Raw genomic sequence first — 23,267 nt, 5'->3', positions numbered from 1 at the left:
CCTTAATGAGCACTACCGAAACAAGCTATAAGCCCATTACCGGCACCGGGAAGTCCTTTGTCGTGACATGGCTGCTCGCGCTCTTCCTGGGCGGGCTGGGCATCGACCGGTTCTACCTGGGCAAGATCGGGACCGGCGTCCTGAAGCTCCTGACGGGTGGCGGTTTCGGTATCTGGACGCTGGTCGACCTGATCATCACCCTGACCGGGAACCAGAAGGACAAGCAGGGCCGCCCGCTGGACGGCTACAAGGAGAATAAGAAGACGGCGTGGATCGTCACCATCATCGTTTGGGTCCTGAACGTCATTGTTTCGGTGATCATGATTGTCACCATGACGGCGACAATGGGAGCGGCCATTGAGGAAAGCCAGAAGGCATCGGAGACGAACAGCACTACGCAGTCGAGCCCGGCTCCGGTCTACTCCGCACCGACCGAGGAGGCCCCCGCTGCTCCTGCCGTTCCAAAGAACGATGACAATCTGCAGGCGCTGAACAGTGCCACGTTCTACAGCGACTCCCTGCACATGAGCAAGGCCGCCATCCAGGAGCAGCTGGGTGGGGAATACGGCCAGTACACCCCGGAGGCCGCGCAGTACGCCGTCGATAACCTCAAGGCCGATTACAAGACCAACGCGCTGGAAGCCGCGAAGTCTTTGCAGAAGGAAAACCCGATGCCCCTGGATGAGCTGCGGGATTACCTCGCCAGCACCGATATGTACGGCGCAATGTTCACCCAGGAGGAAGCCGACTACGCCATTCAGAACCTGAAGTAGTCCCCTTCCCCGCAAGACTCCGATGCTGGCCGGCGGCCGGCGGCCGGCGATCCGACGGACGACGACGGCGGGACGGTGCCGCGGCATCCGTCCCGCCGATCCGAGAGCTGTTGCCACCCCGCCGCCCCGGTGCGACGGTAGGACGAGTAGGCCAACCGACTAGGGGCACCATGGACCTCGAGGAACTGCTCGCGGCGCTCAACGCGGGCGAGACCATTACCGCCGGATCGCCCCTGCATGAGGCCATGCATCACGCCAGCCAGGCCGCCCTGCAGATTACCGGCGAGATCAACAGCGGCTACCACGAACCGGCCCGGGTGCGGGAGCTGCTCTCCCGGTTGACAGGGAAACCGGTGGACGAATCCGTGGCCCTGTTCCCGCCGTTCTCCTCCGACTTCGGGAAGAACATCAGCCTGGGGAAACGGGTGTTCATCAACGCCGGCTGCCGGTTCCAGGACCAGGGCGGGATCCGCATCGGCGATGACTGCCTGATCGGCCACAACGTTGTCCTGGCCACGCTCAACCATGATCTGTCGCCGGTGCGCCGGGCGGACATGCATCCGGCGCCGGTCACACTGGGCCGGAATGTCTGGCTCGGTTCCAACGTCACGGTGCTGCCGGGTGTGACCATCGGCGACGATTCCGTGGTGGCCGCCGGCGCCGTCGTCACCAAGGATGTTCCAGCGCGGTCCCTCGCCGTCGGGTCACCTGCCCGGGTTATCCGTTCACTCGCGGAATAGACCGGCCGTGGCAGGCGTGCGGCGTGCGCAACCCTTTAGTTGCCGCGGACGCCGGTGTTAGCTAGAGGCACGGATTGAATCGATGTGCGGGAACACCCGCACGGGAAGGAGATCGCCATGACCGAGCATCTCCACAAATTCGCTGACCTCTACCGGAAACAAGGACCCTGGTGTGCCGCTTATGTCGATGCCGGGGCCGGAACCGTGGAAGGCCGCGAAGCCGCTGAAGTCCGCCCGGGCAACGTCCGGACGGCGCTGGCGGAAAAGGGGGCCTCGCCGGCGGACCTTGAGGCTATGGAAGCCGCGGTGGCTCCTGCTTACGGAGTACCCGTCCCGGTGTCGCGCTTCGTCCTCGTCCGGCAGGGAACGGTGGAACTGAACGAACTCCTGCCCGGCCCGCTGATGGGCCCGAAGCACCTTTCCGCGGGAATAGTTCCGGACCTGCTGCCGCTGCTCAAGCACCGCCCCGAAGAATTCCCGTACATCGTTGCGGAAGTGTCGCGGGAAGGCGCCGAGATCCGGCTGGAATATGTGGGCCGCCCCGGTCCCGCCAGCATCTCTGATGTTGCAGGCTCCAGTGAGGATATCCGCAAACTCTCCGTCGGCGACGGCTGGGCGCAGGACAAGCAGCAGCGCAGGACGGAAGACATCTGGCGCCGGAACGCGGACGAGGTCGCCGGACAGATCGACAGCATCGTGGATAGCAGCGGTGCCCGGCTGATCGTGCTCGCCGGTGATGTCCGTGCCCGGGGCCTGGTGCAGGACCAGCTCGCCGAGGCGCACCGGCCCCTGGTCCGCATGCTCGATTCGCATACCCGTACCGGCGGTGCCCATCACGAGGGTTTTGAGGACCGCGTCCAGGAACTGATTGCCCTGCAGTGGGCGGAGGAGCAGGAACAGATCATGGACCGCCTCGCCCTGCAGCAAGGGCAGGCCAACCCCGAATCGACCACCGGCATCGGTGCTGTTGTCCAGGCACTCCAACAGGCTCAGGTGGACGTGCTGATCCTGAACGACACCGCGCTCGCCGACCACCCGCTGCTGGCACTCGGTGCCGAGCCGTGGGTAGCCACCGCGGAGGAACAGGCACTCGGCGCGGACGTGCTGGGCAAGGTTTCCGCGACTGTGGCCCTGCTGCGCGCCGCGGCCCTGACCGATTCCAAGCTTCTCCTGGTGCCCGACGGCGTCCTGCCCGGCGGAGCGGGCGTCGCCGCGCTGCTGCGCTGGCCCACCGGTCCGGAAGCACCCGGAAGGAACGCGACCTAGAGGCAGTTCCGGATTAGCGCTGGCGGACGGCCTGGACGACGACGTCGCGCAGGGTGACCTGGCTGCCGTCCGGTGCGGTCATGGAGCGCGGATGCTCCTCGGCGACGGTGATGGACCACGCGGACGGATCCAGCAGTGCTTGGATGTCCCGGGCCGTCACGGTCGCTTCGGCCGGCGGATGGTGCCCGTGCGCCGTCGTCGCCTCGTCGTCGTGGGCGTGCCCGACAATCAGGAGGGTGCCGCCCGGGGCCACCCACTCCGCGACCCGGGCATAGAACGCCAGCTGCGGCATCGCCGGGTGGGCGTAGTTGGTGGTGACCAGGTCAAAGCGGCGTCCCGGTTCCCAGGAGACCAGGTTCGCCTCGATCCAGTCCACACTGCCGGACAGGGTCTGCGCTTCGGCACGCCGGGACGCTGCGGCCAGGGCAGATGCCGATACGTCCGTACCCACTACCGTCCAGCCGTGCGCTGCCAGTTCCAGGGCTTCCGCGCCCGTGCCGCAGCCGGCGTCCAGTGCGGTGCCTGCCGGGAGTTCCGCCGCGAGGCGTGCCACGTAGGGGTTCGCGGGCGGCTGATGTCCGGCGGCCGGGTCAGTGTCCGGGGCCTCGTGCCAGTGCTGCTCCCAGTAGTCCTTGTCGAAGCTGTGTGTCATTGTTCCAGCGTAGTCCCGGGCCGGTCCGGGGCTAGCTGGAGGTGAGCTCCCCGGCGAGGTACCGGTTCCGCGACTCAATGAGCTTCCGGAGATAGCGGGCCAGCACCAGTTTCTCGACCAGGCGCCCGACGACGCCGAACGGCGCCTCGAACTCGATGCGGTCAACCATGGTGCTGCCCGCGGGATCCTGACGGAACTCGTGGACGTGCCGGAACCGCCGGAACGGGCCCCTGACCTGCTCATCGACGAAACGGTCCGGCGCCTCCATCTCGGTGATCCGGCTAGTCATCCGTAGCGGAACACCGAAATGCCAAGCCCGCCAGGTGACGTCCTCACCCAGGGAGATGAGACCCGACGTCACGCCGCCGACCGCCTCTTCACGGGACCGCGCCATCGAGTCCTTGTGCGCATCAATGCTTCGGGCACGGTCAAACAGCTCCGATGCGGGCAGGGCTGTCCGGGTGGTGCACTCGAAGTAGACGGTCATGGTCAGAGTATGGCAGGGCGCTCTGCGGCCGACGGCGCACGCGGGAGTCGGCATCAGACCCCGGTGGTTGGGGGACGGAATCCGCTGTCGCTTCTAAAAGTGTGTGCCAGCTCCTCCCAAAACAAGGCGGTGGCATCGCTACACGTGGTGACGGTGCCGAAGCCGGTCTGGTGCAGTGCGCGTCGCTGGTTCGCAAAACCCATAGTCGGCCAGCGTGCGCAGGAAAAGAGTCCCCTGACACAAATGGAAAATTTTTTAGAACCCGTATGGACATTCACATGTTGGCAACACACTCTTGCGAACGCACTGTTGCGAACGCACCTACCGAAGTCAAGACGATCATTTTGGGGATGATATGAGCCGCGTAATGCAATCGAACACTGGCCATCGAGAGGCAGCTACCCGTCCTGTGCAGCACGACAGCACGGCTGTGTGGTCCATGTTGACTGTAGAGCCGGAGCACAGGGATGCGGGTGATGAAATAGTCCGCCGTATTGTTGCTCCGCTGATTTCCGGAACGAGGACCGGGGGAGAGCGCTGGTTTGGCTTTTCCCGCAGGCTGGAATCCGCCCATCCGGCCGTGCACCTGCATGTGCGTGCCGCCGACGACGTTGTTAAGCGGCTTTGGAAGTTTGTGTACGCGTTGGCAGACGAAAGCGCTGCCTCACTGGGTCCCGTGAAGATCTCCCGGTGGCCGGATATCACTTATCCACCACGATCAGGCGAGCCGGTGCACGAAGTAATGGAAGCGGCATTTGCCCGGTTCGGTGGACGGAAGGGCTTGGAACTGGTTTCTGAGGTTGCCGACTTGTCCTCGGACCTGGCTTTGTGGGCAGTCAACCGCTTTCCCCGCCTCAACATGCGCTCGATGCTGGCCGCCCTGCTTCTCTTCGACACCGGCCACGCCATGATGCGCGGGCCGCGGTCCGCTGTGTGGCCCGACCGCAGAACCACTAGCTGGGACTACTACTGGAACGCTCATCTGCACGCCTGCACAGGTTCTTTTGGTTCGCACTCCGGGCAGGCACGCACGGCAATGATGGCCCAGATGGCACCCCGGGTTATGCCTGCGCATAGGGTGATGGCCGCCCTTGCCTCGGAGTCGGCAGTGGATATCTGGCGGAAGCGCTGGGCAAGGGCCATCGATGAGTATTTGTACCGGGCAGACAAGCAACGCATCAGTCGCAGTGCGCAGCAGCTGGCTACGGTGGCCAGCCGGCTGGCACTCAACCGGCTGGGCTTTCCACCCCGGGAACAGGGGGCCCTTGGGATATACGCGCGTGCCTGGAGCAAGGATATTGAAGCGCGGTATTCCGGTGAGGAGCATTAGTCGCTCCCGCCAAAGCAAGGTAAGGAATGACGGCGTCGGCGGCGCCGGCTAGTGGCCACGGGTTAGCGTACTGGCCTCCGGCGCCAAAGACGCCAGCTGAGAGCCGGTTGATGGATCCGGGTCAGACGCACTTGAGCTGGCGACGCGGCCCGACCGGAACCTCGACGCGGATTTCGTCGCGGACGCTCTGGTCCTTGCTGAAGTTGTGCTTGCTGCTTTGACTGGCCGAGAGCACTTTCGATCCTTCGGGATTGCGGATGGCAGTCAATGACGGATCATTTCATATCCCGCCACGGCCTGCGGAAAGGGCCCCGGAGCACGCCAACCGTGACGGGAAGTCGGTTTTTCCCAACTCGACCTAGACCGTGTACCTCCCGGCATTCGGTGCGCACCGGCCCAATAGAACACGAACAGGTAATGATTTCGGGGGGCGGTATGGACTACACGTTTTGGGAACACAGGATAAACACAGCAAAAGTACCCATGTCAGCCAATCATTCCTGGGGATGAAATGAGCCGCGTAATGCAGTCGAATACTGTTCATCGAGGTGCAGCTACCCGCCCTGGGAAGCAGCACCCCAGCACAACCCTGTGGTCCATCCTGACTATTGAGCCGGAGCGTAAGAATGCCGGCGACGACATTATCCGCCATGTTGTTGCCCCTTTGTCTTCCCAACTGCGGGCCGGGGAGGGGAACCGGTTTCGGTTGTCACGCAGCCCGGAATCCGACCGTCACGCCGTGCTCCTGCATTTGCTTGCCACCGACGACGTCGCTAAGCGCCTATGGAAGTTTGCGCACGCGCTGGCGGACGAAAACGTTGCCACGCTGGGTACTGTGAAGATCTCCCACTCGCCGGGGCTCGTTTATCCGCCGCTGCCGGGCGAACCGGTACCTGAGGTGGTGGAAGCGGCATTTGCACGGTTCGGTGGGCCAAAGGGCTTGGACCTGGTAACTGAGATTGGCGAGGTCTCCATGGATCTGACTTTGTGGGCGGTCAATCGCTTTCCCAGCCTCAACACGCGCTCGATGCTGGCTGCCCTGCTTCTCTTCGACGCCGGCCACGCCATGATGCGGGGCCCCCGGTCCGCTGTTTGGCCCGACCGCAGAACCACTAGCTGGGACTTCTACTGGAACGCTCATCTGCACGCCTGCACAGGTTCTTTTGGCCCGAACGCTGCGCAAGCGCGCAGGGCAATGATGGCCCGGATTGCACCCCGGGTTATGCCCGCACATCGGGTGATGGCCGCTCTTGCCTCAGAGCAGGCAGTGGATATCTGGCGGAAGCGGTGGGCGAGGGCCATGGATGAGTATTTGTACCGGGCAGACAAACAACGCGTCAGCCGCAGTGCGCAGCAACTGGCAATGGGGGCTAGCCAGCACGCACTCAACGGGCTGGGATTCGCGCTCAGGGAGCAGGCGACCCTTGGCCTATACGCGCGTGCATGGAGTAAAGAAATTGAAGCGCAGTATTCCGGTGAGGAGCATTAGCCGCAGCCGTCAAAGCAGGGTAAGAAATGGCGGCGTAGGCGGCACCTGGCAGTAGCCGCCGCTTATGCCCGGACCGCGTTCTCCTAGAACTGGATCCCCCGTGAGAGGGCACCGTCCGCCAGAACGTTCGCTCCGGTCATCCGGGAGGCGCGCGGGCTGGAGACGAACACAACGACGTCGGCCACCTCCTGCGCGCTGCCCATCCGCCCGGTGGGATTCAGCGCCATGGACGAGGCAAACATCTCCGGACTGTTCCGTTCCATGCTCTGCCAGACGCCGCCGTCGTGATAGGTGTTGCCCGGCGACACTGTGTTGGCGCGGATCCCGGTCCCGGCCAACTGGAAGGCCAGCCCGGCCATATAGGCGATCAGCGCCGACTTGACCGTGCCGTACGGACCGGACGCGAAATCCACCTCCCGGCCGGAAACGCTGGAGATGGCCACCAGCGACGGCGACTCGCTGCGCCCAACGTGCGGGACCGCCGCCTGCATCAGGCGTACGGTCCCCATCAGGTCTACCCGCAGGCACGCCTCCCACGATTCGGCACTGTCATCGATGGCCAGGGCGCTGACGTTGCTGACCACCGCGTCCAATCCGCCGAAGCGCCCGGCGACGGCATCCACCCAGGCGGCCACGGCGTCGCCGTCGCCCACGTCCAGGACTGCGCCTTCCACCTTGACCCCGGTGCCGGCCAATGCCGTTTCGGTGGCGGTGATTTCCGCCTTGTTCCGGGCGCAGAAGGCAACGTTGGCCCCTTCCGCGGCGAACGCTTCCACGATCGCCCGCCCGATTCCCCGGGTGCCGCCGGTGACCAGTGCCGTCTTGCCGTTCAACTGCAGATCCATGGTTCCTCCGGAGCGGGTTGTCGGGGTTAGAGAAGTTCTTCGCTGCGCCGGCGCAGGTCGGCGTGCAGCCCGCCGTAGGCTGCGGCGGACGGGAACAGGGCCTTGCGTGCCTTGACCACCACGGAGTAATTGGCGTCCACGGCGTTGGCGATCGGTGCCTGCGCTGTCTGGGTGAGCAACTGGTAGGCATCCATCTGGTGCAGGCCGAAGAGCTCGCCGAACCAGCGCACCATCTCCACCTGGCCGATGCGCCAGGAATCCTCCATGGGCCGGGACGAGCCGACGGCCATCCACTCTGCGTCGGTCTCCAGCCTCGGCCAGGCGGGTGCGCCGCCCTTGATCAGGTCCACCAGGATCGTGGAATGCATGGCCCCTTCGACGGCTGTGCCGCAGGCTTCACCTTCGCCCTGGCGGTAGTGCCCGTCGCCGATGGAGAACAGCGCGCCCGGCTGGTTCACCCCGAGGTACACGGTGGTTCCGGCCTTCACCTCCGGGGCATCCATATTTCCGCCGAAGCGTTCGGGGACCAGGGAGGAGCGGACCTCCCCGCCGGGAGGAGCCACCCCGACCGTTCCCAGCATGGGTTCCAGCGGCAGGGCCACCTCAAAGTCCCCGAACCGGGCGGAGAAACCGACGGTGGAGCGGGCGGAGTCCACGTGGTAGATCCAGGTGGTGTCCGGCAACGGATCCTGCAGGAACGCGGTGCGGTCGGTGCTGGTGAGTCCGCCGAAGAACGGGATGGTGGCGGAGGCACCGTAGCTCCGCGCCGGGGTCAGCTCCACGATGTGCAGGGCGAGGGTATCGCCGGGTTCGGCGCCTTCAACGTAAAACGGTCCGGTCTGCGGGTTAACGAAGTTGAGGTCGACCTTCTCGCTGGACAGGTCCTCGACCGTGGTCAGTGCGTTGTTGAAGGCGTCCTCCGACCAGAGCTTCAAGGCGGTCCCCGGTCTCACCTTCATCACGGGCTCGGCCCCGCCGAAGGTGTAGACCAGCTGGTCCGGACGCGGGCGGTATTCAAGGATGTCCATGGGGCCGGATGCTATCGAAGGTTTCCGGTTCTGGATATACGCGGCGGGGGACCGGGTGGACTGACGGCCTGCTAAGGCTCCCTCACTGAGTTCCGCCGGGATGGCTTGAGGAAGGAAGCTCGGTATTTCTCTGATTCAGCATTGCTGACCGCGATACAACATTCCAGTTGCCGCAATTTCTTTCGGTGCGGAAAGCCGCGGGTTTTCCACCGGCGAATATGCGTCAGGCAGCCGGATTTCGCCTAACCGGAACCACATGGCAGGATTCCCTTCGATAAACAGAAACGACCCTGATCACAGAAAAGGCATGCCCGTTAATGAGCACCACCGACACAAGTTATATGACCACCACCGCCACCAAGAAGTCCTTCGTTGTGACCTGGCTGCTCGCACTCTTCCTGGGCACGCTGGGCGCCGATCGCTTCTACCTGGGCAAGATCGGGACAGGCGTCCTGAAGCTCCTGACGGGTGGCGGTTTCGGTATCTGGGCATTGGTCGACCTGATCATCACCCTGACCGGAAACCAGAAGGATAAGCACGGTCAGCCTCTCGCCGGATACCAGGAGAGCAAGAAGATGGCCTGGATCGTCACCGCCGTCGTCTGGGTTCTCAACGTTGTTGTTTCGCTGATCTTGCTCCTCACCGGAGCGCTGGCAGTCGGCACGGCCGTCGAAAGCAGCCAGGCAGCGTCCCAGGAGGACAGCGGCACGGTAGTCGAGGCTCCGGCTCCGGCTCCGACCGCGACTCCGGCTGAGACGTACATTCCCTTCGTATCCGATGCGCCCACCCTGGACCCCTCCGTTCCGAAGGAGTACCAGGAGGTTATGCAGAGCGCTCAGGGCTTTACCTACATGTCCCTGAGCAAGGCTGACATGATCGACAAGCTGGTCTACACGGGCTACTCCCCGGAGGAGGCCCAGTACGCAGTGGACAACCTGGGCGTGGACTTCAAGGAACATGCGCTGAAGAAGGCCCAGGAGTACAAGGAGTGGGGCGACTCCCCCGAGGAGATCCACCACATGCTCGTCAGTGAATACGGGGAGAAGTTCACCCCGGAGGAAGCCGACTACGCCATTGCGAACCTGAAGTAGCCTGATTCCGCCGGAGCCCCGGCACCTTTATGGAAATAGCCAGAAGCGCACGGTTGCTTCTGGCTATTCCTTTGCCCGGTCAGGTGCGGGAGTCCTCCCTGAGGAGCCAGACCGCACTGTCCGCGGGAAGCAGTCCCGCATCGGTCAGGGGCGATGATGCCAACACAACGCTGCCTTGCGGAAGGGCACAGGGCTCCTCACCCATGGCCACGGCAAGCAGGAACCGGTCCCCGCGCTCGCAGAGGAGCAATCCGTTGTCCTGGACGTGCCAGGTGGTTGCATCGTCGGGCGACAGGATCTCCTTCTCGATCAGTTCCCTGCGCACCCTCAGCGCCTCGGTCACCAGCTGCAGGGTCGACGCCGGATCATCCAGCTGCATCTGAACCGACCTGGATCCCCAGGCCGCCGGTACCGGCAGCCACGGATCTGCTGCCCCGGCGGGTGAGAACCCGTAGGTGTTCTCGGCTGCGACCGTCCACGGCAGCGGGACACGGGCCCCGTCACGGGACACCCCGGCCCGGGTCCACATGGGATCCGCTCGGGCATGGAGCGGCACCTCAGCTTCGGGCAGGTTGAGCTCCTGGCCCTGGTAGATGTACGCGCCACCGGGCAGCCCCAGGACGGCGAGCAAGCCCGCACGCGCACGAAGGGTTCCGCGTTCACCGCCGCCGAACCGTGTCACGGAGCGGACAATGTCGTGGTTCTCCAGTGCCCAGGTCAGCGGCGCCCCGTGCTCTTTCCGAGCGGCTTCGAGTTCAGTGCCGACTGCGGCCCATGCAGCGGCATCCCAGCCCAGCTTCACGAAGGCAAACGCGAATGCCTGATGCATCTCGTCATGCCGGGTGTACCGGGCGGCGCGGTGCGGTTCCAGGTTTACCTCGCCTACCAGCACCCGAGTGGGGGAGTAGGAGTCGGCAACGCGGCGCCAGCGCCGGTACACCTCGTGCACTTCATCCTGGTCGGAGACCTGCGGGTTGGAGCGCAGGCCGTCGACGACGGCGTCGGTACTGGCGGTGTCCGGCAGCCCGTCGGCCTTGAACAGGGCGTGTGCGACGTCGATCCGCAGGCCGTCCACGCCCTTGTCGAACCAGAACCGGAGTACGCCTTCGAAGTAGTCGCCCACTGCGGGGTTGCGCCAGTTCCAGTCCGGCTGCTCCGGGGAAAAGAGGTGCAGGTACCACTCCTTGTCCGTGTCCGAGCCAGGATTCACCCGGCTCCAGGCGCGGCCGCCGAAGACGCTCTGCCAGTTGTTCGGCGGGGTGTCGTCATCCACGCCGTTCTCGAAGTGGAACATCGCCCGTTCGGGTGAGCCTGAATCGGCGGCGACGGCAGCTTGGAACAGGGGATGCTCCGATGAGCAGTGGTTGGGCACCACGTCGAGGAAGATCCGAAGCCCCAGAGCGTGCGCTGCCTCGAGCACTTGGTCGAATTGTTCCATGGTGCCGAAGAGGGGATCGACCGCGCAGTAGTCGCTGACGTCGTAGCCCTGGTCCACCTGCGGGGAGGGCTGGAACGGGGTCATCCAGATGCCGTCCACGCCGAGGGAGGCAATGTAAGGCAGACGGTCCAGCAGGCCCGCAAGATCGCCTACCCCGTCACCGTCGCCGTCGGCGAAGGAGCGTGGATAGACCTGGTAGATGACGGCATCCTGCCACCAGCCGGGCCTCTGTCCCCGGACGGTCGGCCCGCTCATTTGGTGGCACCCGAGGTGAGTCCCTCGACGATCCGCCGCTGGAAGATAAGAACCATGATGACCAGCGGGACGGTGACGATCACTCCCGCTGCCATTTGCTCACCGAAGGGTGCCTGGAACTCCGTGGCCCCGGTGAACTTGGAAATGGCGACCGTGGCAGTCTGCCGTTCGGGATCATTAATCATCGACAGCGCGATGATGAACTCGTTCCAGCTGTGGATGAACGTGAGGATCGCCGTCGTGAAGACGCCGGGCGCTGCCAACGGCAGGAGGATCTTCCGGAACGCCTGCCACTTGGTGCAGCCGTCAATCATCGCCGCTTCCTCAAGGTCGAAGGGCAGCGCCTTCATGAAGGTGGTGAGGTTCCAAACGGCAAGCGGGATGGCGAAGGACAGGTTGGGCACGATCATTGCCTGGTAGGTGTTGATCCAGCCGATGTCCGTAAACAGGCGCAGCAGCGGCACCACCACGGAGATGCCCGGGAACATGGAGGTGGCAATAACGAGGCCGAGGATCACGGACTTGAACCGGAAGTTCAGCCGGGAGATGGCATAGGCGGCGAAAATCCCGAGGACCAGTGCCGCCGTCGTCGTGATGCCGGCGACGATCAGGCTGTTCAGCAGGGCCTGGCCGAACATCGTGGATCCGTCGAAGACCTTCAGGTAGTTCTCGAGTGAGAAGGGCTGGGGAATGAGGCTGTTGTCGAAGATGTCTGCCGTGCGGCGGAAGCTGGAGACCAGCATCCAGTAAAACGGGGAGAGGCAGTACACGAAGATCGCCGCGAGGCCGAGGTACGTGAGGTAGCTCTTCGTGCCGCGCTTCTTGGGTTTCCGCTGCGGGGCGTCGTCAGGGGTGTCCGCGCGTGTCAGGACGGGAATCTGGGTCATCAGAGTGCCTTTGCCTTCCGGGAGCGGCCGGTCTTGCGGAGGGAGCGCATCTCCTTGGCTCCGGCGACGTCGGCGCCGAGCAGCTTCACGAAGACGATCGCGACCAGGGCAACGTAGAGGAACAGGACGATGGCGAATGCCGACGCCGACCCGTAGCGCAGCTGGTTGGATTCGTCCCAGGCGAGCATTGAGAGGGTCTCCACGGACTGTTTGCCTGGGCCGATAAGGACGAACGGCAGGTCGAACATCCGCAGGGCATCGAGCAGCCGGAAGAGGACAGCGACGAGCAGCGTCGGCTTCACGAGCGGGAGGGTGATTGAACCCAGCGTGCGCCACCAGCCGGCGCCGTCGATACGTGCGGCCTCGTATACCTCTTCGGGGATCACCTGCATCCCGGCGAGGACGAGCAGGCCGATGAACGGTGCCGTCTTCCAGACCTCGGCGATGATCACCGCGCCTTTGGCCTGGAAACCTTCGGCGGTCCAGAGGATCTCCGTGCCGATCAGGGTGTTGGCGATGCCGTCCGACTGGAAGATCCAGCGCCACAGGAGCCCCGAGACGGCGGTGGGGACAGCCCACGGGATGAGGATGCTGGCGCGCAGGATGCCCCGGCCGCGGAACGCCCGGTTCATAGCCAATGCCAGGCACAGGCCCAGCACGGTTTCGAGCGTGACGGTGGTGAGGGTGAAGAAGGTGGTGTTCGCGAGGGCGTTCAGGAACCGTTCACCGGACTCCCCGACGAGGAGGTCGGTGTAGTTGGCCAGGCCGACGAAGGTCTCGCCTTCGGCGACGAAGCCGTCTTCGTCGAGCCCGGATTGCTCCCGGAAGAGCGACTGGTAGAGGGCGGACACCAGGGGGTAGGCGATGACCAGGGCGAGGACCAGCAGGGTGGGGGACAGCAGCAGCGCCGCCATCCTGCCTTCGCCGGAGGTGCGGGTGTCGGGTTTGCGTTTTCCAGGAGGTCGGCCGTCGGGACGGCGCGGGGGCGCAGCGGTGCTGGTACTCATGGAGTTCCTAACTGGGCAGGGGGTAAGGGAATCAAGCTGCGGAGGCGGCCGCCGGCACCGACGTCGGCGGCCGCCGGCGGCCTATTCGGCCGAGAGCTCTTCGAGCTTTGCCTGCATGTCGGCGAGGGCAGTTTCAGGATCTTTCTCCCCCGTCAGGGCCGCGTACGCCTCTTCCTGAATTGCCGTCGTCGTCGCGCCGTACTTGACGACCTGCGGGCGCGCCTGCGCGTTCTCAAGGGATTCCAGGAGGGTGGGATAGAACGGGCGCTTTTCAACGACGGCGGGATCCTCGAGCAGTGAGGGGTAGACGGGAGCCCGCGAACTCTTGTCCAGGCGTGCTTTCGACTCTTCCTCGCTGGTGAAGAACTTGATGAAGTCCAGGGCCGTTGCCTTGTTCTCCGTGAACGGTGAGACGGCGAGGTTCCGGCCGCCAAGCGTGGAGACCCCCGGATTGTCGCCGATGCCGGGAACCGAGCTGATGCCGAATTTGTCCACAACGGCGCTGGAGCCGTCCGTGGCGGTCAGCGAGGAGTAGACGAACGGCCAGTTGCGCAGGAACACGAGATCGCCTTCCTGGAAGGCGCGGCGGCCCTGCTCCTCGATGTAGGTGATGGCGTCACTGGGAACCAGGCCCTCGTTGAAGGCGTCGGTGAGCTGGGTGAGTCCGGCGAGGGCCTCGGGGGTGTCCACCGTCGGGGCGCCCTCATCGTCGAAGACCTGGCCGCCGGCTGATCCGACGGCTTCAGTGAAGTTCACCGTCAGGGCCTCGTTTTTGTCGAACTGGCCCGCGTAGCAGGACATGCCCTCGGCCTCGGGGAGGGCGAGGACCTTCTCGCACGCCGCCGTCATCTCTTCCCAGTTGGTGGGCGGGGCGTCGATGCCGGCCGCCTGGAGGAGGTCCGTGCGGTGGTAGAGCAGAGCGCCGTCCGTGTAGTACGGGGCGCCGTACAGCGTGTCGCGGTAGGTTGCGGTCTCCACTGCGGCAGGGACCATGGTGTCCGTGGGCAGCGCATCCTCCGGCAGCGGCATGATCCACCGGTTCGCGGCGAACTCGGAGGTCCAGACGACGTCGAGGTTTAGGACGCTGAAGGTCTCCGACTTGATCTGGGCGTTCTGCACCAGCTGCTGGCGCTGCTGGTCCGCGGAATCGGGCAGCTCGACGAATGTCACCTGCTCATCCGGGTTCTCGGCGTTCCATTTGTCGATAGTGTCCTGTGCGGCGCCGGACGCATCCCGGGAGGAGACGTAGTTGATGGGGCCCCGGCCCTCGAAGGCTGCGGCCGCGTCCTGCTTTGCTTCGGGTTCTTCGCTGCTTCCTGCGCCGCAGCCGGTGAGGACCAGGCCGGAGATGGTCAGTGCTGCTGTTCCGAGGAGGATCTGTCGAAAGTGGCGTCGTTGCCTCATGCTGTGCTCCTTGTAGTGGCGAGTGGTGCGTGGCTTTTTAGTGCTGGTTTCAGTGGTGCTGGTTTCGGGGCGGGCTGGTGGATCCGCGGGCGATGATGGTGTGCGGCATGATCCGCGGGGTCAGGTCGCGGGCGCGCAGCAGCTTGGCGACCGCCGTCCTGCCCATCTCCTCCAGTGGCTGGGCGACGGTGCTCAGCGGCGGGTGGACGTGCTGGGACGTGGACGTGTTGTCGAAGCCGAGCACCGAGACGTCCTCCGGCACCCGGCGGCCGCGCTCCTGCAGTTCGTTGACGGTGGCGGCGGCCATCTCGTCGCTGACCGCGAAGACGGCGGTGAGGTCCGGTTCCTGCCGAAGCAGTTCATCCAGGCCCGGGGCGCCGCTGTCGTAGAAGAAGGTGCCGTGGGCGACGACGGAGGTGTTGCCGGCCTCGGCCATGGCCCGTTCGTAGCCGCGCTGGCGCGGGTGGGCGACGAAGACCGACGCCGGATCCCCGGCGAGCAGGCCGATCCGCCGGTGGCCCAGGGACAGCAGGTACCGGGTGGCATCGTAGGCGGCCCGCTCGTCATCGATGGAGACGCTGGGGGAGCCGGACCGGTCACTGATGGCGACCGAAATCAGGGGGATGTTCGGGCCGAGGATTTGCCGCATCTCCGGCGTGATGACGGCCGAAATCAGGATGACGCCGGCGGCCCGGTAGGTCCGCAGCGTCCGCAGGTAGCCGTCGATAAAGACCGACTGCAGTCCCGTCCGGCCGAGCATCACGGCGTACCCCTGCTCGCGTGCTGCTTCCTCGACGCCGCGCATCACCTCGGACGCCAGGGCATCGGACACCATGGGGGCGAGGAGTCCGATGACCGAGGTCTGGCGCGTCTTTAGCCCGCGGGCCATGAAATCGGTCTCGTAGTTGAGGCGGGTTACGGCCTCTTCGACGCGGCGCCGGGTGTCCTCGGAGTAGCCCACGAGTCCGTTGACCACGCGGGAGACGGTGGCCGGGGACACGCCGGCATGCTTGGCGACATCCCTGATGGTTGCCATGCCCGCCTCCTCGTGGACTCCTGCGTGGGCGCAAACGGTTTACGTAAACGGTTACGCGATCTGCGTCACACCCTATGCGGAGGTGTGCGGGATCCATGACGTTTCGTAAACGGGCAGGAAAAATCCCCTCCGACCCGGGGCCTGAGGGGATTTGTTGGGGCTTTTTTACTGGGGAATCAGACGCACTTGAGCCGGCGTTGCGGCCCGGCCGGAAGCTCAACGCGGATCTCGTCGTCGACGTTTACCCGCCCGCCTGCCAGCACGATGCCCATGATTCCGGTCTTGCGCACGATTTTTCCGGCACTGTCGCGGGGCAGCACCGCTTTGAGCAGCCCGGTCTGGAAGCGGTCGATCTGCCGGCAGGGGTTCCGCAGCCCGGTTACCTGCACGACGACGTCGGGTCCGATCCGCAGGAGTGTCCCCTCGGGCAGGTTCAGGAGGTCGATGCCGCGGGTGGTGATGTTTTCCCCGAGGTCGCCGGGACGCAGCTCGAAGCCGTCCTGCGCCAGTTCCTCGAACAGCTCCGCATGGATCAGGTGCACCTGCCGCAGGTTGGGTTCCGTCGGGTGGAACCGCTTTCTGAACACATGCTGCACGGTGGTGCCGGAATGCGCGTCTCTGTCAACGCCCAGCCCTTCCACCAGCAGAACCGATTCCACCTGGTCCTTGCTGAAGTTGTGCTTGCTGCTTTGACTGACGGAGAGCACTTTCGGTCCTTGGGAATTGGAGCTGGCAGTCATTGACGGATCATTTCATATCCCGCGACGGCTTCGAATCCGATCCACCTACCGCTCGCTAACCTGACGGAGCACTATGAAGGTGTTGCCCGCTGGTATGTGGCCACGGAACGAACGACCAGCCTTGACCGCAGCTCTCCGCGCTCCCGCCGCCTGACCTTGGGCGGTTTCGAGGGCCGATGTTCACCTAGAGCCAATGGAGATCTACGATGTCCAACGTTTTCAACCCCGTTTGGCTGGTCCGCCGCGGCGAAAACCTGCACTGGATAACCCACCGGGTGAGATTTGAGCCCCGTCCCATCCTGGCCCATATCCAATTGACCGCGCTTAGCATGCAGAACGGCGAAAGGTTCCAGCCGTTCAAGCGGCAGTTCGCGAAAACCTATATCGAGACAAAGGAAACACCCATAGGACCGTGGGGCCTATGGCCAATGAGGAAACCGACAATTTTGTCTGGATGGAAGCCGCCGATGAACTCACCTTCGTGCTCAAAACCGAGGGGATCGAGGGCTGCTCGGCGTTCGGCCTCCTCCACGACCGCGGCAGCCAAAAGACTCTCAGCAGCGTGAAAAAGACGGTCAGCCTGGCCGTTTTCGATGACGAGGGAACCGTTGTGGGACGCCATATCGATGAGCAGCTGGAGGGCGGCGAGAAGCTTCATCTGGAGGACATCCAGGAGCAGGTGCTCAGGAGGGCAACCGCTTGGACGGACCGAGACGTGGACGTTGTTCAGGTTGATTTGACCGGCCTTCCCCGGGACGTGGAATTCCGCATCAATACCCGAACACGTCGGCCGGTACCGCCAAAGGACCCGGGTAGGACCCAATGACGATTGCCGGCTGGGATGGAGGTACTCGGCTTGATAACGAAAGCAGGCCTCCCGCATCACGCGGGAGGCCTGCTGTTGTTCATTTCGGCTAGGAAACCGGAGCCAGCTCCGGGTAGTCCGTGTAGCCGGCGGCGCCGTCGGTGTAGACGGTGGCCTGCTCGATCTCGTTCAGCGGGTGGTCCTCCTGCCAGCGGCGGGCCAGATCCGGGTTGGCGATCACGGGACGGCCGACGACGGCGGGTTCGCCTCGAGCATCAGGATGGCGTCGCTACCGCACATTACTTCTCCGTTTTGCTCATACTGAAGGTCCCGTCGGAGTGCTGTACCTTTTCGTACCCGCCGAACGCATTGGTGGTGCCGGATTTCTGCTGAAGACGGGCCGGCGAGACCGTACGGGGCGTGTTGCCGGCTTTACCGGCACCCGTCGAATTGTTGCTGGCCATCATGATCACCTCCTTTCGTGATGCTAGTTTTGCTGCCTGTGGAGCGGGTAGTTCTCAGGCTGCGCGGTAGTGGCTGCCGGGCAGGCCTACTGCATCTTCGATGAGCTTGTGGATCTTTTGTTTGGCCGATTCAAGTGAGGCCATCGAATCGGCAGAGACCCGTACCGACCCGGTCCTATCGACACTTATTCGAGTGTCGGTTGCCGCCTCGATCCCGCGGACGGTGGAACCGCCAGGGCCGATAATGAGTCCTGCTCGGCCTGGGGGGATCTCGAACGTCTGGGCGAGGTCCGCCCATGCCGTCGTTTTGACTGTGGCCGCCTTCGCTGTTTCCCACGGTTCTGCCACTACCCACACCTTGAGAACGCGGCCGTCGAGCTCACGCTCGAGTCGAACGCTGCCGTTTTGACGGTCCGGTACTGTTCGACTGGGCTTGGCGATCACCTGCTCGATTTGATGCTGCCTCACCTGGCGTTCCAGCATTCGCTCCTTCGCGTGGTTTGTGTAAATGGGTGGTACAGCCAACCGTGGCTGGGACGAGCGCCGGCTTCTCAGGTAGGTGAATAGCCAGAGGGTGAAAGCCACCAGAATGCTTGTTCCGATCAGCAGCCACGAGGTAATTCCATACATGTCTTTGCCTTTCTTCCGTTCTGTCTGCGCCGGTTGACGCTGAATACACGATCAATCGCGGCATCGCTAGGCATCAACCGGCGCGATGCCTAGCAGTGCCTAGCATTCCTGTGAACGGAATGCTGGCATGATGCGTTCATGGGAATAAACGGAGAGCTGAGGATCAACGGCACGCTACTTAAAGCGTTTAGAGAAGTCCTGGGAAAAGCACCGGCGACTGCCAGTCCCGTGGTTGTGCTTGCGGCTTATCTGCATTCGCTGATGAATGAGTACGGATTGACGGATAGCCAACATGTCGATCCGGACAAGCTCGAGCTGCCTCCACTTGCAAACGCTGCTCGGGAATTTATTCAGCACTTCCTAGCACGCAGTGAGGACGTCGATTCGCTGCGAGACTCCCTCTATAGAGTGTTGACGCCCATGGCCGATAACGCCGACATCCGCCGAAGGATAAATAAGAGCAACAAGCTCTCCGACGGAGAGGTGCTTTTGTTGGGACAAATCGCCTGGAATCTGGAACATAACGCTCAGCGCCCCAGGCTGCCGCTCAAACCCAGGCAAATCTGGCGGGACGACAAGCCGTTCACACTCGATATTCCCGTCCCCAAACAGGACGTGGACTTCGCGACTATGCGCTGGACAAAGCGTAGAAACCTGTCAGGCGTCCCGGGTAAGTCAACGGGTGCCAGCTTCGCTAGCCAGGCAGCACGCCTCGCTGTACTGGCGGCGAAGTGGCTCCTGGAATCTAGTGCTCAGCCCGTGCCTGACGTCGGTGAAGCCTGCTTGCTCGACGGTGGCAAAGGAACAAAGCGCGTCGTCTGGGACACAGGTTCAGGCCAAGAGCTGGCACCCGCTAGTACGGGCCTTATGTCCGCTAATTCCAAAGCGCAGGAGCACAATGGGCCAGTCTTCGTCGGCGACTTCGCCGAAGTAGGTGATCGCTATCAACGGAGGGGAATCGATAGTGAAATTGCCCACCTGTGGGGCGACGGCGGGGATCGCCGAGTGTGGTTGCGCGGTGGACCGGGTTTGGGAAAGTCTTATACCGCTCGAAAGGTCATGCAGGAAACTCTGAGCGGTGTAGACGACGACCGTCACGACTTGCTGATTTGGGTGAACTCCGCCGATTCAGTGGCCGTAACCAGAGAGTTTTCGCGCGCAGCGGAACGCCTCAACGGCCTCGGAGATTCGGTTCCAGCCGATGCTGCCGATCGAGATAACCAACTTACGCGTGCACTGCTCGATCATCTCAGAACGACCGACACGCGCTGGCTGATCGTGTTAGACGATGCGGATGCCGAAGGTCTGATCGAGAACAAACTAGTCCCTACAGGGGTAAACCCGAGGGGACGGGTACTCATTACGACCCTGAGCAACTCCCACAGGATCGACGGCGTCGGACGTCATGTCGAAGCGGAGTTGTTCTCGCGGGCCGAAGCCGAGGAATTCCTCAAAAACCGTCTACCCGAGACGTCCCAGGACAGCAGAGTCAGGTTAACCCAGACACTTAGGCAGCACCCGCTCGCACTTTCCATCGCGGCATCGACAATTGCGGCCAACAGAATGGCGGTCTCAGCTTGGATCGAGGAATTCGACCATGCCAACCGTATGGACGAGGCAGCCGACTACTCAGATGTGGGTGGCTACCCGAGGCTTATTGGTACCACGTGGCAGCTTGCGCTGGACAGAGCCTCTGAGGGCATGCCAAACGGGGTAGTGGAACGTGCCGCCATGATCGCGGCCCTCCAGGATCCAGATGGCCACCCAACATGGCTGTGGCAGCGCGACGACGTCAGAGAATGGGTTGCGGGTGGAACAGATCTTGTCCCGAACAGGGGCCGAATGCACCCTTGCATCAAACGCTTGGTCGACTACGGCATCATTCGACTCATCGGCGGCTGGCAAGACGGGCGGCTGGCAATTCATCAGCTGGCTGCCAGAGCCATCCGTGAATCCGCCGCCCCTGAGGCGTTGGCCGAGCTCGGTGCCCTCCTTGCTGACCAGTGGTTGCTTGAGATCACCGCGAATCCAGCCAACACACAGTCCAAGGATGTCTGGGCTGCTATAGGCCCCATCGCGGCGCTGCCCAACTTAAAGTTAACCGCCAGAAATACCGCCGCTGCGCTTCTCGGCTTTTCACAACCATCGACATCTGAACAGGTCCTCGGATGGGAACGTGATGAGCTTGAACTAATGCGGCCGCACCTGTCGCGGGGAGGAGCCATAGGGCTAGCTGATCTTGCACGACGCCTAGTGGGCATAGGGCTGGGCGACAGGGGCCTCGGCCGGCAAGGGCGTGCAGACAAACTCCTCACGGAGGCCGTCAACATATATGAACGACTGACCGAGATTCCGGGTCTTTCTGACGACCTCCGAGCCGCCTATCTGGAGTCGCTGGCGGACCTAGACACCGAACTGAATCGACCCGGACTAGCTTTCGAAAGACGAACAAACGCTGCAAAACTCCGTGAGCGTTTCCAAGTGAGCAATGCCCAGGAGGACAAGCTCATATCGAATCAGCTCGCACTAGTTGACCTATACCAAGAGTTGTCCGACGTGCAACGCACGGAGGCCGCACTCGACCGGGCGCTGTCGATTGGGGCGGGGCAAGTCCCCGCTGACGCAGAAGCGGATGCATTAGCGCAAGCGGGGCTCGGCCGTCGGCTGGTGTCGGCGGGAAGGACTGAGGAGGCCGAAAAATACTTGCGCAGGGCCGCGGAACTTTATGAAACAACGGAGCTAGGCCGCATCGTCTATTTCAGAGGAATCGCCACTGAACTGGGATACATTTGCGCCCGGGCGGGCAAATGGGGCGAAGCCGAAGACTGGTTTACAAGGAGTGAAAGAGAACCAGTACTTCTTGCCAGCGTCTTGTTGCACCAAGGCCGATGTGACGATGCGAGGGCAACGCTCACCCGTGCAGCAAACCACGCCGAAGCTGTGGCTCAGCCAAATCCGCTCGTTGACGCGCGCATCCGAGCGGACATTGAGGATTCACTTTTGCCTATGCTCTATTCTCTGACTCGTAAAGCAATCAACCGAGAGCGAGTGCAAGATGCTGCCGATCTGACACAAGTTTGCCTTGAACTGACTCGTGCTCGAGAGGATTTGAGCCCGGGTGACAATCCCATGGAACTGGCTGACGCATACTTCCGTGCGGCCATAACTTCCCGGTCGGCCGAAAGACACGACACAGCTGTTTCGTTTTTCACGAGCTACGTCAACATTCTTGAGATGCTCGTTCAAATCACGCCCTCAGACGAGCTTCAATCGAAGTATGGTCAGTCTCTTTACTGGCTAGCCGCGACTACTCAAGAGGCCGGCGATCAGGAACATGCGGTGAGTCACGCGCGCCGTGCCGTTAAAATCCTGAGCCATCTGGATTCTGAGGATGCCCGCCAATTTCTGAATCTGTCCCTGTCAGTGCTCGGTCAGGCCTGTCTGCAGATAGGTGCTTCGGACGAAGCTATAGCCAGTTTCAGGCATCGAGTGGACGTTTGGCAGAAAGAGATGGAACAAAGCCCCGTCGCCTGTGACATCAGAAGATCGCTCGCCAGCGCCTACGGAGATCTTGGCCAGGCCCTCGCAGCGACGCCTCAGTCGCACGACGCAGTCCAACCTCTCAAGGCCTGCCTAGACTTGTACCTGGATTTATGCCGTGTTCAGCCTGACGACAGTAAGGCGCGAGCAGAGGTCGCGAATGCGCTCTTCCTCCTAGCATTCGTCTACGATCGGTGCGATAGCCCTGCTGAGTCAGCATCATTTGCCGAACGGGCCGCCCTCGCCTGGCAAGAACTGATTGATGTTGATCCCAGCAACGCCGAGCTCCAGATCAAGCTCGCGAACACGCTCATCCTCCTCTGCGCGTCACTGGGTAAGCTCGAACGCGACCCCGAGGCCGTTGACGCTTTGGCTCGCGCTGCGAACCATTTCCAGCTACCCGCCGAACTGCAACCGAGTAAGCACAAACTTCGGTTCATGCAGCTTCTGGATGGTCTTGAGCGTGGCCTCCGAGAACTCGGACGCATCGATCAAGCAAGTAAAGTTCGCGCACGAGCCAACGATTTCGATCGGCGCTATCCTCTACCAGCAGATGAGGGGTGAGGGAGGGGGTGCGGCCTCGTCCGGCATGGTCGTTCAGGACCACCAGCCCTCCGCAGCTACCGAAATTCGGTGCTGACCGGCTTAAGAATGAATTGGCAAGAGACGCTCTCGTACTCGACGACTTGAGCGGTGATTCGCACGTTGTCGCCCACACCTATCGTGTCCGGACGGTTGTCGTCCGCGTAGCGCAGATCGGAGACGGTGTTCACGTCCCTGTATTGAAATAATGGGCCAGATGACGTTGTTTCGCTGAAATCCCCCGCGCTAATCAAGATGTCGTAACGCGTGGTGTAGCCGCCATGAAGTTGCATGGCACCAATATTCGCGTCGAACGCAATGGTCTGCCCCTCGTATTTGGTGGCGAAGTCCCAAACCGCGCTACTGCAAGTGTCCGTAATCAGAAGTTCCGCCAGATCCGCGTTGTTCTCTACGGTGAGCACCGATTCTTCAACCGGCTCAGTCTTCGCCTTTATTGTGGGAGCCGGCTCGCTTTGGGCCGCTTCCGCCGCGGCGGGATCTGCGACGGCGGCGCCGTCGTCGTCCTGGAACAGGTTAGTCGTGAAGGTGAGGGTGATGAGGAGTACGACGGCGGCGGAAGCCACGGCCACGAGGCGCCAGGTCAGTTTCCGCTTCAGCCGACGGAGGGTGATCTCGGTCCTCAAGGTCCCCTTGTCCTGGGAGACGAACTCCCAGCCTCCCTTCTGCCACTTTGCTGTGGTCAGGGCTTCAGCGCCGCGGATGGCACGCACGGTTTTCAACTCATACTGCTCGTTGTCGTCAGCCATGCGGTTTCCCG

The 23,267-nt window shown here is 63.0% G+C and carries 21 protein-coding genes and 1 pseudogene; 8 read left to right on the top strand and 14 right to left on the bottom strand.

Translation table 11 applies throughout. From position 1 onward, the window contains the following. The first annotated feature begins 5 nt into the window (after nucleotides 1-5). The 3 genes from LJ760_RS04415 (at nucleotide 6) to LJ760_RS04405 (ending at nucleotide 2,779) form a co-directional block, all read left to right on the top strand. Nucleotides 6-773: an Ltp family lipoprotein gene (locus LJ760_RS04415; protein WP_227919719.1), complete on the top strand. Its 768-nt coding sequence runs from the start codon at nucleotides 6-8 to the stop codon at nucleotides 771-773. A 170-nt stretch (nucleotides 774-943) separates the two neighbouring features. Next, the gene (locus LJ760_RS04410) at nucleotides 944-1,513 is read left to right on the top strand and encodes a sugar O-acetyltransferase (RefSeq protein ID WP_227919712.1); all 570 of its coding nucleotides are present in this window, start codon (nucleotides 944-946) and stop codon (nucleotides 1,511-1,513) included. 117 nt (nucleotides 1,514-1,630) lie between these two features. Continuing rightward, nucleotides 1,631-2,779 (top strand): baeRF2 domain-containing protein, encoded by a 1,149-nt coding sequence (locus tag LJ760_RS04405; RefSeq protein ID WP_227919709.1) that lies wholly within the window; start codon nucleotides 1,631-1,633, stop codon nucleotides 2,777-2,779. A 13-nt stretch (nucleotides 2,780-2,792) separates the two neighbouring features. On the opposite strand, the gene LJ760_RS04400 is transcribed toward LJ760_RS04405, so the two are convergent. Beyond that, nucleotides 2,793-3,431 carry a class I SAM-dependent methyltransferase gene (locus tag LJ760_RS04400; RefSeq protein WP_227919702.1) on the bottom strand — a complete coding sequence of 213 codons (639 nt, stop codon included), beginning with the start codon at nucleotides 3,429-3,431 and terminating at the stop codon, nucleotides 2,793-2,795. A gap of 31 nt (nucleotides 3,432-3,462) precedes the next feature. Continuing rightward, the gene (locus tag LJ760_RS04395; RefSeq protein ID WP_227919698.1) at nucleotides 3,463-3,918 is read right to left on the bottom strand and encodes an SRPBCC family protein; all 456 of its coding nucleotides are present in this window, start codon (nucleotides 3,916-3,918) and stop codon (nucleotides 3,463-3,465) included. 439 nt (nucleotides 3,919-4,357) lie between these two features. Here LJ760_RS04395 and LJ760_RS04390 point away from each other — a divergent pair, with 439 nt between their 5' ends. Further along, nucleotides 4,358-5,248: a lantibiotic dehydratase C-terminal domain-containing protein gene (locus LJ760_RS04390; protein ID WP_227919695.1), complete on the top strand. Its 891-nt coding sequence runs from the start codon at nucleotides 4,358-4,360 to the stop codon at nucleotides 5,246-5,248. A 523-nt stretch (nucleotides 5,249-5,771) separates the two neighbouring features. Then, on the top strand, nucleotides 5,772-6,737 hold the full coding sequence (locus tag LJ760_RS04385; RefSeq protein WP_227919693.1) for a hypothetical protein: 966 nt from the start codon (nucleotides 5,772-5,774) through the stop codon (nucleotides 6,735-6,737). 83 nt (nucleotides 6,738-6,820) lie between these two features. Here LJ760_RS04385 and LJ760_RS04380 read toward each other — a convergent pair whose 3' ends face one another. Continuing rightward, on the bottom strand, nucleotides 6,821-7,582 hold the full coding sequence (locus LJ760_RS04380) for an SDR family NAD(P)-dependent oxidoreductase (protein ID WP_227919690.1): 762 nt from the start codon (nucleotides 7,580-7,582) through the stop codon (nucleotides 6,821-6,823). A 26-nt stretch (nucleotides 7,583-7,608) separates the two neighbouring features. Continuing rightward, a complete protein-coding gene (locus LJ760_RS04375; RefSeq protein ID WP_227919686.1) occupies nucleotides 7,609-8,610 on the bottom strand; it encodes an acetamidase/formamidase family protein in 1,002 nt (333 codons plus the stop codon). A 317-nt stretch (nucleotides 8,611-8,927) separates the two neighbouring features. Here LJ760_RS04375 and LJ760_RS04370 point away from each other — a divergent pair, with 317 nt between their 5' ends. Then, nucleotides 8,928-9,701, top strand: a complete 774-nt coding sequence (locus LJ760_RS04370; RefSeq protein WP_227919680.1) for an Ltp family lipoprotein — start codon at nucleotides 8,928-8,930, stop codon at nucleotides 9,699-9,701. Between the two features lie 79 nt (nucleotides 9,702-9,780). Here LJ760_RS04370 and LJ760_RS04365 read toward each other — a convergent pair whose 3' ends face one another. The 6 genes from LJ760_RS04365 to LJ760_RS04340 all read right to left on the bottom strand — a co-directional run bounded on the left by LJ760_RS04365 (nucleotide 9,781) and on the right by LJ760_RS04340 (nucleotide 16,468). After that, a complete protein-coding gene (locus LJ760_RS04365) occupies nucleotides 9,781-11,394 on the bottom strand; it encodes an alpha-amylase family glycosyl hydrolase (RefSeq protein ID WP_227919678.1) in 1,614 nt (537 codons plus the stop codon). Beyond that, a complete protein-coding gene (locus tag LJ760_RS04360) occupies nucleotides 11,391-12,281 on the bottom strand; it encodes a carbohydrate ABC transporter permease (RefSeq protein ID WP_227919672.1) in 891 nt (296 codons plus the stop codon). Before LJ760_RS04360 ends, LJ760_RS04365 begins: the two co-directional genes overlap by 4 nt. After that, nucleotides 12,281-13,288, bottom strand: coding sequence for a carbohydrate ABC transporter permease (locus LJ760_RS04355; RefSeq protein WP_227919670.1), 1,008 nt, complete (start codon nucleotides 13,286-13,288; stop codon nucleotides 12,281-12,283). The genes LJ760_RS04360 and LJ760_RS04355 overlap by 1 nt, the downstream gene beginning before the upstream one ends. Nucleotides 13,289-13,369: 81 nt before the next feature. Beyond that, the gene (locus LJ760_RS04350; protein ID WP_227919666.1) at nucleotides 13,370-14,692 is read right to left on the bottom strand and encodes an ABC transporter substrate-binding protein; all 1,323 of its coding nucleotides are present in this window, start codon (nucleotides 14,690-14,692) and stop codon (nucleotides 13,370-13,372) included. 49 nt (nucleotides 14,693-14,741) lie between these two features. Next, nucleotides 14,742-15,728, bottom strand: a complete 987-nt coding sequence (locus LJ760_RS04345) for a LacI family DNA-binding transcriptional regulator (protein ID WP_227919664.1) — start codon at nucleotides 15,726-15,728, stop codon at nucleotides 14,742-14,744. Nucleotides 15,729-15,904: 176 nt separating this feature from the next. Next, the gene (locus LJ760_RS04340) at nucleotides 15,905-16,468 is read right to left on the bottom strand and encodes an MOSC domain-containing protein (RefSeq protein WP_227919661.1); all 564 of its coding nucleotides are present in this window, start codon (nucleotides 16,466-16,468) and stop codon (nucleotides 15,905-15,907) included. A gap of 421 nt (nucleotides 16,469-16,889) precedes the next feature. On the opposite strand from LJ760_RS04340, the gene LJ760_RS04335 reads away from it, so the two are divergent. After that, entirely contained in the window at nucleotides 16,890-17,294 is a 405-nt protein-coding gene (locus tag LJ760_RS04335; protein ID WP_227919658.1) for a hypothetical protein, read from the top strand. Nucleotides 17,295-17,382: 88 nt separating this feature from the next. On the opposite strand, the pseudogene LJ760_RS04330 reads toward LJ760_RS04335, so the two are convergent. The 3 genes and pseudogenes from LJ760_RS04330 to LJ760_RS04320 all read right to left on the bottom strand — a co-directional run. Then, nucleotides 17,383-17,532 (bottom strand): annotated as a pseudogene (locus LJ760_RS04330) (alkene reductase); the annotation flags it as partial. 40 nt (nucleotides 17,533-17,572) lie between these two features. After that, nucleotides 17,573-17,740 carry a hypothetical protein gene (locus LJ760_RS04325; protein WP_227919655.1) on the bottom strand — a complete coding sequence of 56 codons (168 nt, stop codon included), beginning with the start codon at nucleotides 17,738-17,740 and terminating at the stop codon, nucleotides 17,573-17,575. 51 nt (nucleotides 17,741-17,791) lie between these two features. Continuing rightward, nucleotides 17,792-18,367 (bottom strand): KH domain-containing protein, encoded by a 576-nt coding sequence (locus LJ760_RS04320; RefSeq protein WP_227919652.1) that lies wholly within the window; start codon nucleotides 18,365-18,367, stop codon nucleotides 17,792-17,794. Nucleotides 18,368-18,505: 138 nt separating this feature from the next. Here LJ760_RS04320 and LJ760_RS04315 point away from each other — a divergent pair, with 138 nt between their 5' ends. Beyond that, nucleotides 18,506-22,471 (top strand): NB-ARC domain-containing protein, encoded by a 3,966-nt coding sequence (locus LJ760_RS04315; RefSeq protein ID WP_227919650.1) that lies wholly within the window; start codon nucleotides 18,506-18,508, stop codon nucleotides 22,469-22,471. Between the two features lie 56 nt (nucleotides 22,472-22,527). Here LJ760_RS04315 and LJ760_RS04310 read toward each other — a convergent pair whose 3' ends face one another. Further along, a complete protein-coding gene (locus LJ760_RS04310) occupies nucleotides 22,528-23,256 on the bottom strand; it encodes a DUF4839 domain-containing protein (protein WP_227919649.1) in 729 nt (242 codons plus the stop codon). Between the last annotated feature and the right edge of the window lie 11 nt (nucleotides 23,257-23,267).

Source organism: Arthrobacter sp. zg-Y895, assembly GCF_020731025.1.
Taxonomy (GTDB): Bacteria; Actinomycetota; Actinomycetes; order Actinomycetales; family Micrococcaceae; genus Arthrobacter_B.
Note: the sequence above shows the minus strand (reverse complement) of the source record. Positions and strands in the feature narration are given on the sequence as shown.

Coding starts and splice junctions, on each gene's coding strand:
- LJ760_RS04415 (WP_227919719.1), top strand. CDS start 6: ATGAGCACTACCGAAACAAGCTATAAGCCCATTACCGGCACCGGGAAG.
- LJ760_RS04410 (WP_227919712.1), top strand. CDS start 944: ATGGACCTCGAGGAACTGCTCGCGGCGCTCAACGCGGGCGAGACCATT.
- LJ760_RS04405 (WP_227919709.1), top strand. CDS start 1,631: ATGACCGAGCATCTCCACAAATTCGCTGACCTCTACCGGAAACAAGGA.
- LJ760_RS04400 (WP_227919702.1), bottom strand. CDS start 3,431: ATGACACACAGCTTCGACAAGGACTACTGGGAGCAGCACTGGCACGAG.
- LJ760_RS04395 (WP_227919698.1), bottom strand. CDS start 3,918: ATGACCGTCTACTTCGAGTGCACCACCCGGACAGCCCTGCCCGCATCG.
- LJ760_RS04390 (WP_227919695.1), top strand. CDS start 4,358: ATGTTGACTGTAGAGCCGGAGCACAGGGATGCGGGTGATGAAATAGTC.
- LJ760_RS04385 (WP_227919693.1), top strand. CDS start 5,772: ATGCAGTCGAATACTGTTCATCGAGGTGCAGCTACCCGCCCTGGGAAG.
- LJ760_RS04380 (WP_227919690.1), bottom strand. CDS start 7,582: ATGGATCTGCAGTTGAACGGCAAGACGGCACTGGTCACCGGCGGCACC.
- LJ760_RS04375 (WP_227919686.1), bottom strand. CDS start 8,610: ATGGACATCCTTGAATACCGCCCGCGTCCGGACCAGCTGGTCTACACC.
- LJ760_RS04370 (WP_227919680.1), top strand. CDS start 8,928: ATGAGCACCACCGACACAAGTTATATGACCACCACCGCCACCAAGAAG.
- LJ760_RS04365 (WP_227919678.1), bottom strand. CDS start 11,394: ATGAGCGGGCCGACCGTCCGGGGACAGAGGCCCGGCTGGTGGCAGGAT.
- LJ760_RS04360 (WP_227919672.1), bottom strand. CDS start 12,281: ATGACCCAGATTCCCGTCCTGACACGCGCGGACACCCCTGACGACGCC.
- LJ760_RS04355 (WP_227919670.1), bottom strand. CDS start 13,288: ATGAGTACCAGCACCGCTGCGCCCCCGCGCCGTCCCGACGGCCGACCT.
- LJ760_RS04350 (WP_227919666.1), bottom strand. CDS start 14,692: ATGAGGCAACGACGCCACTTTCGACAGATCCTCCTCGGAACAGCAGCA.
- LJ760_RS04345 (WP_227919664.1), bottom strand. CDS start 15,728: ATGGCAACCATCAGGGATGTCGCCAAGCATGCCGGCGTGTCCCCGGCC.
- LJ760_RS04340 (WP_227919661.1), bottom strand. CDS start 16,468: ATGACTGCCAGCTCCAATTCCCAAGGACCGAAAGTGCTCTCCGTCAGT.
- LJ760_RS04335 (WP_227919658.1), top strand. CDS start 16,890: ATGGCCAATGAGGAAACCGACAATTTTGTCTGGATGGAAGCCGCCGAT.
- LJ760_RS04325 (WP_227919655.1), bottom strand. CDS start 17,740: ATGATGGCCAGCAACAATTCGACGGGTGCCGGTAAAGCCGGCAACACG.
- LJ760_RS04320 (WP_227919652.1), bottom strand. CDS start 18,367: ATGTATGGAATTACCTCGTGGCTGCTGATCGGAACAAGCATTCTGGTG.
- LJ760_RS04315 (WP_227919650.1), top strand. CDS start 18,506: ATGGGAATAAACGGAGAGCTGAGGATCAACGGCACGCTACTTAAAGCG.
- LJ760_RS04310 (WP_227919649.1), bottom strand. CDS start 23,256: ATGGCTGACGACAACGAGCAGTATGAGTTGAAAACCGTGCGTGCCATC.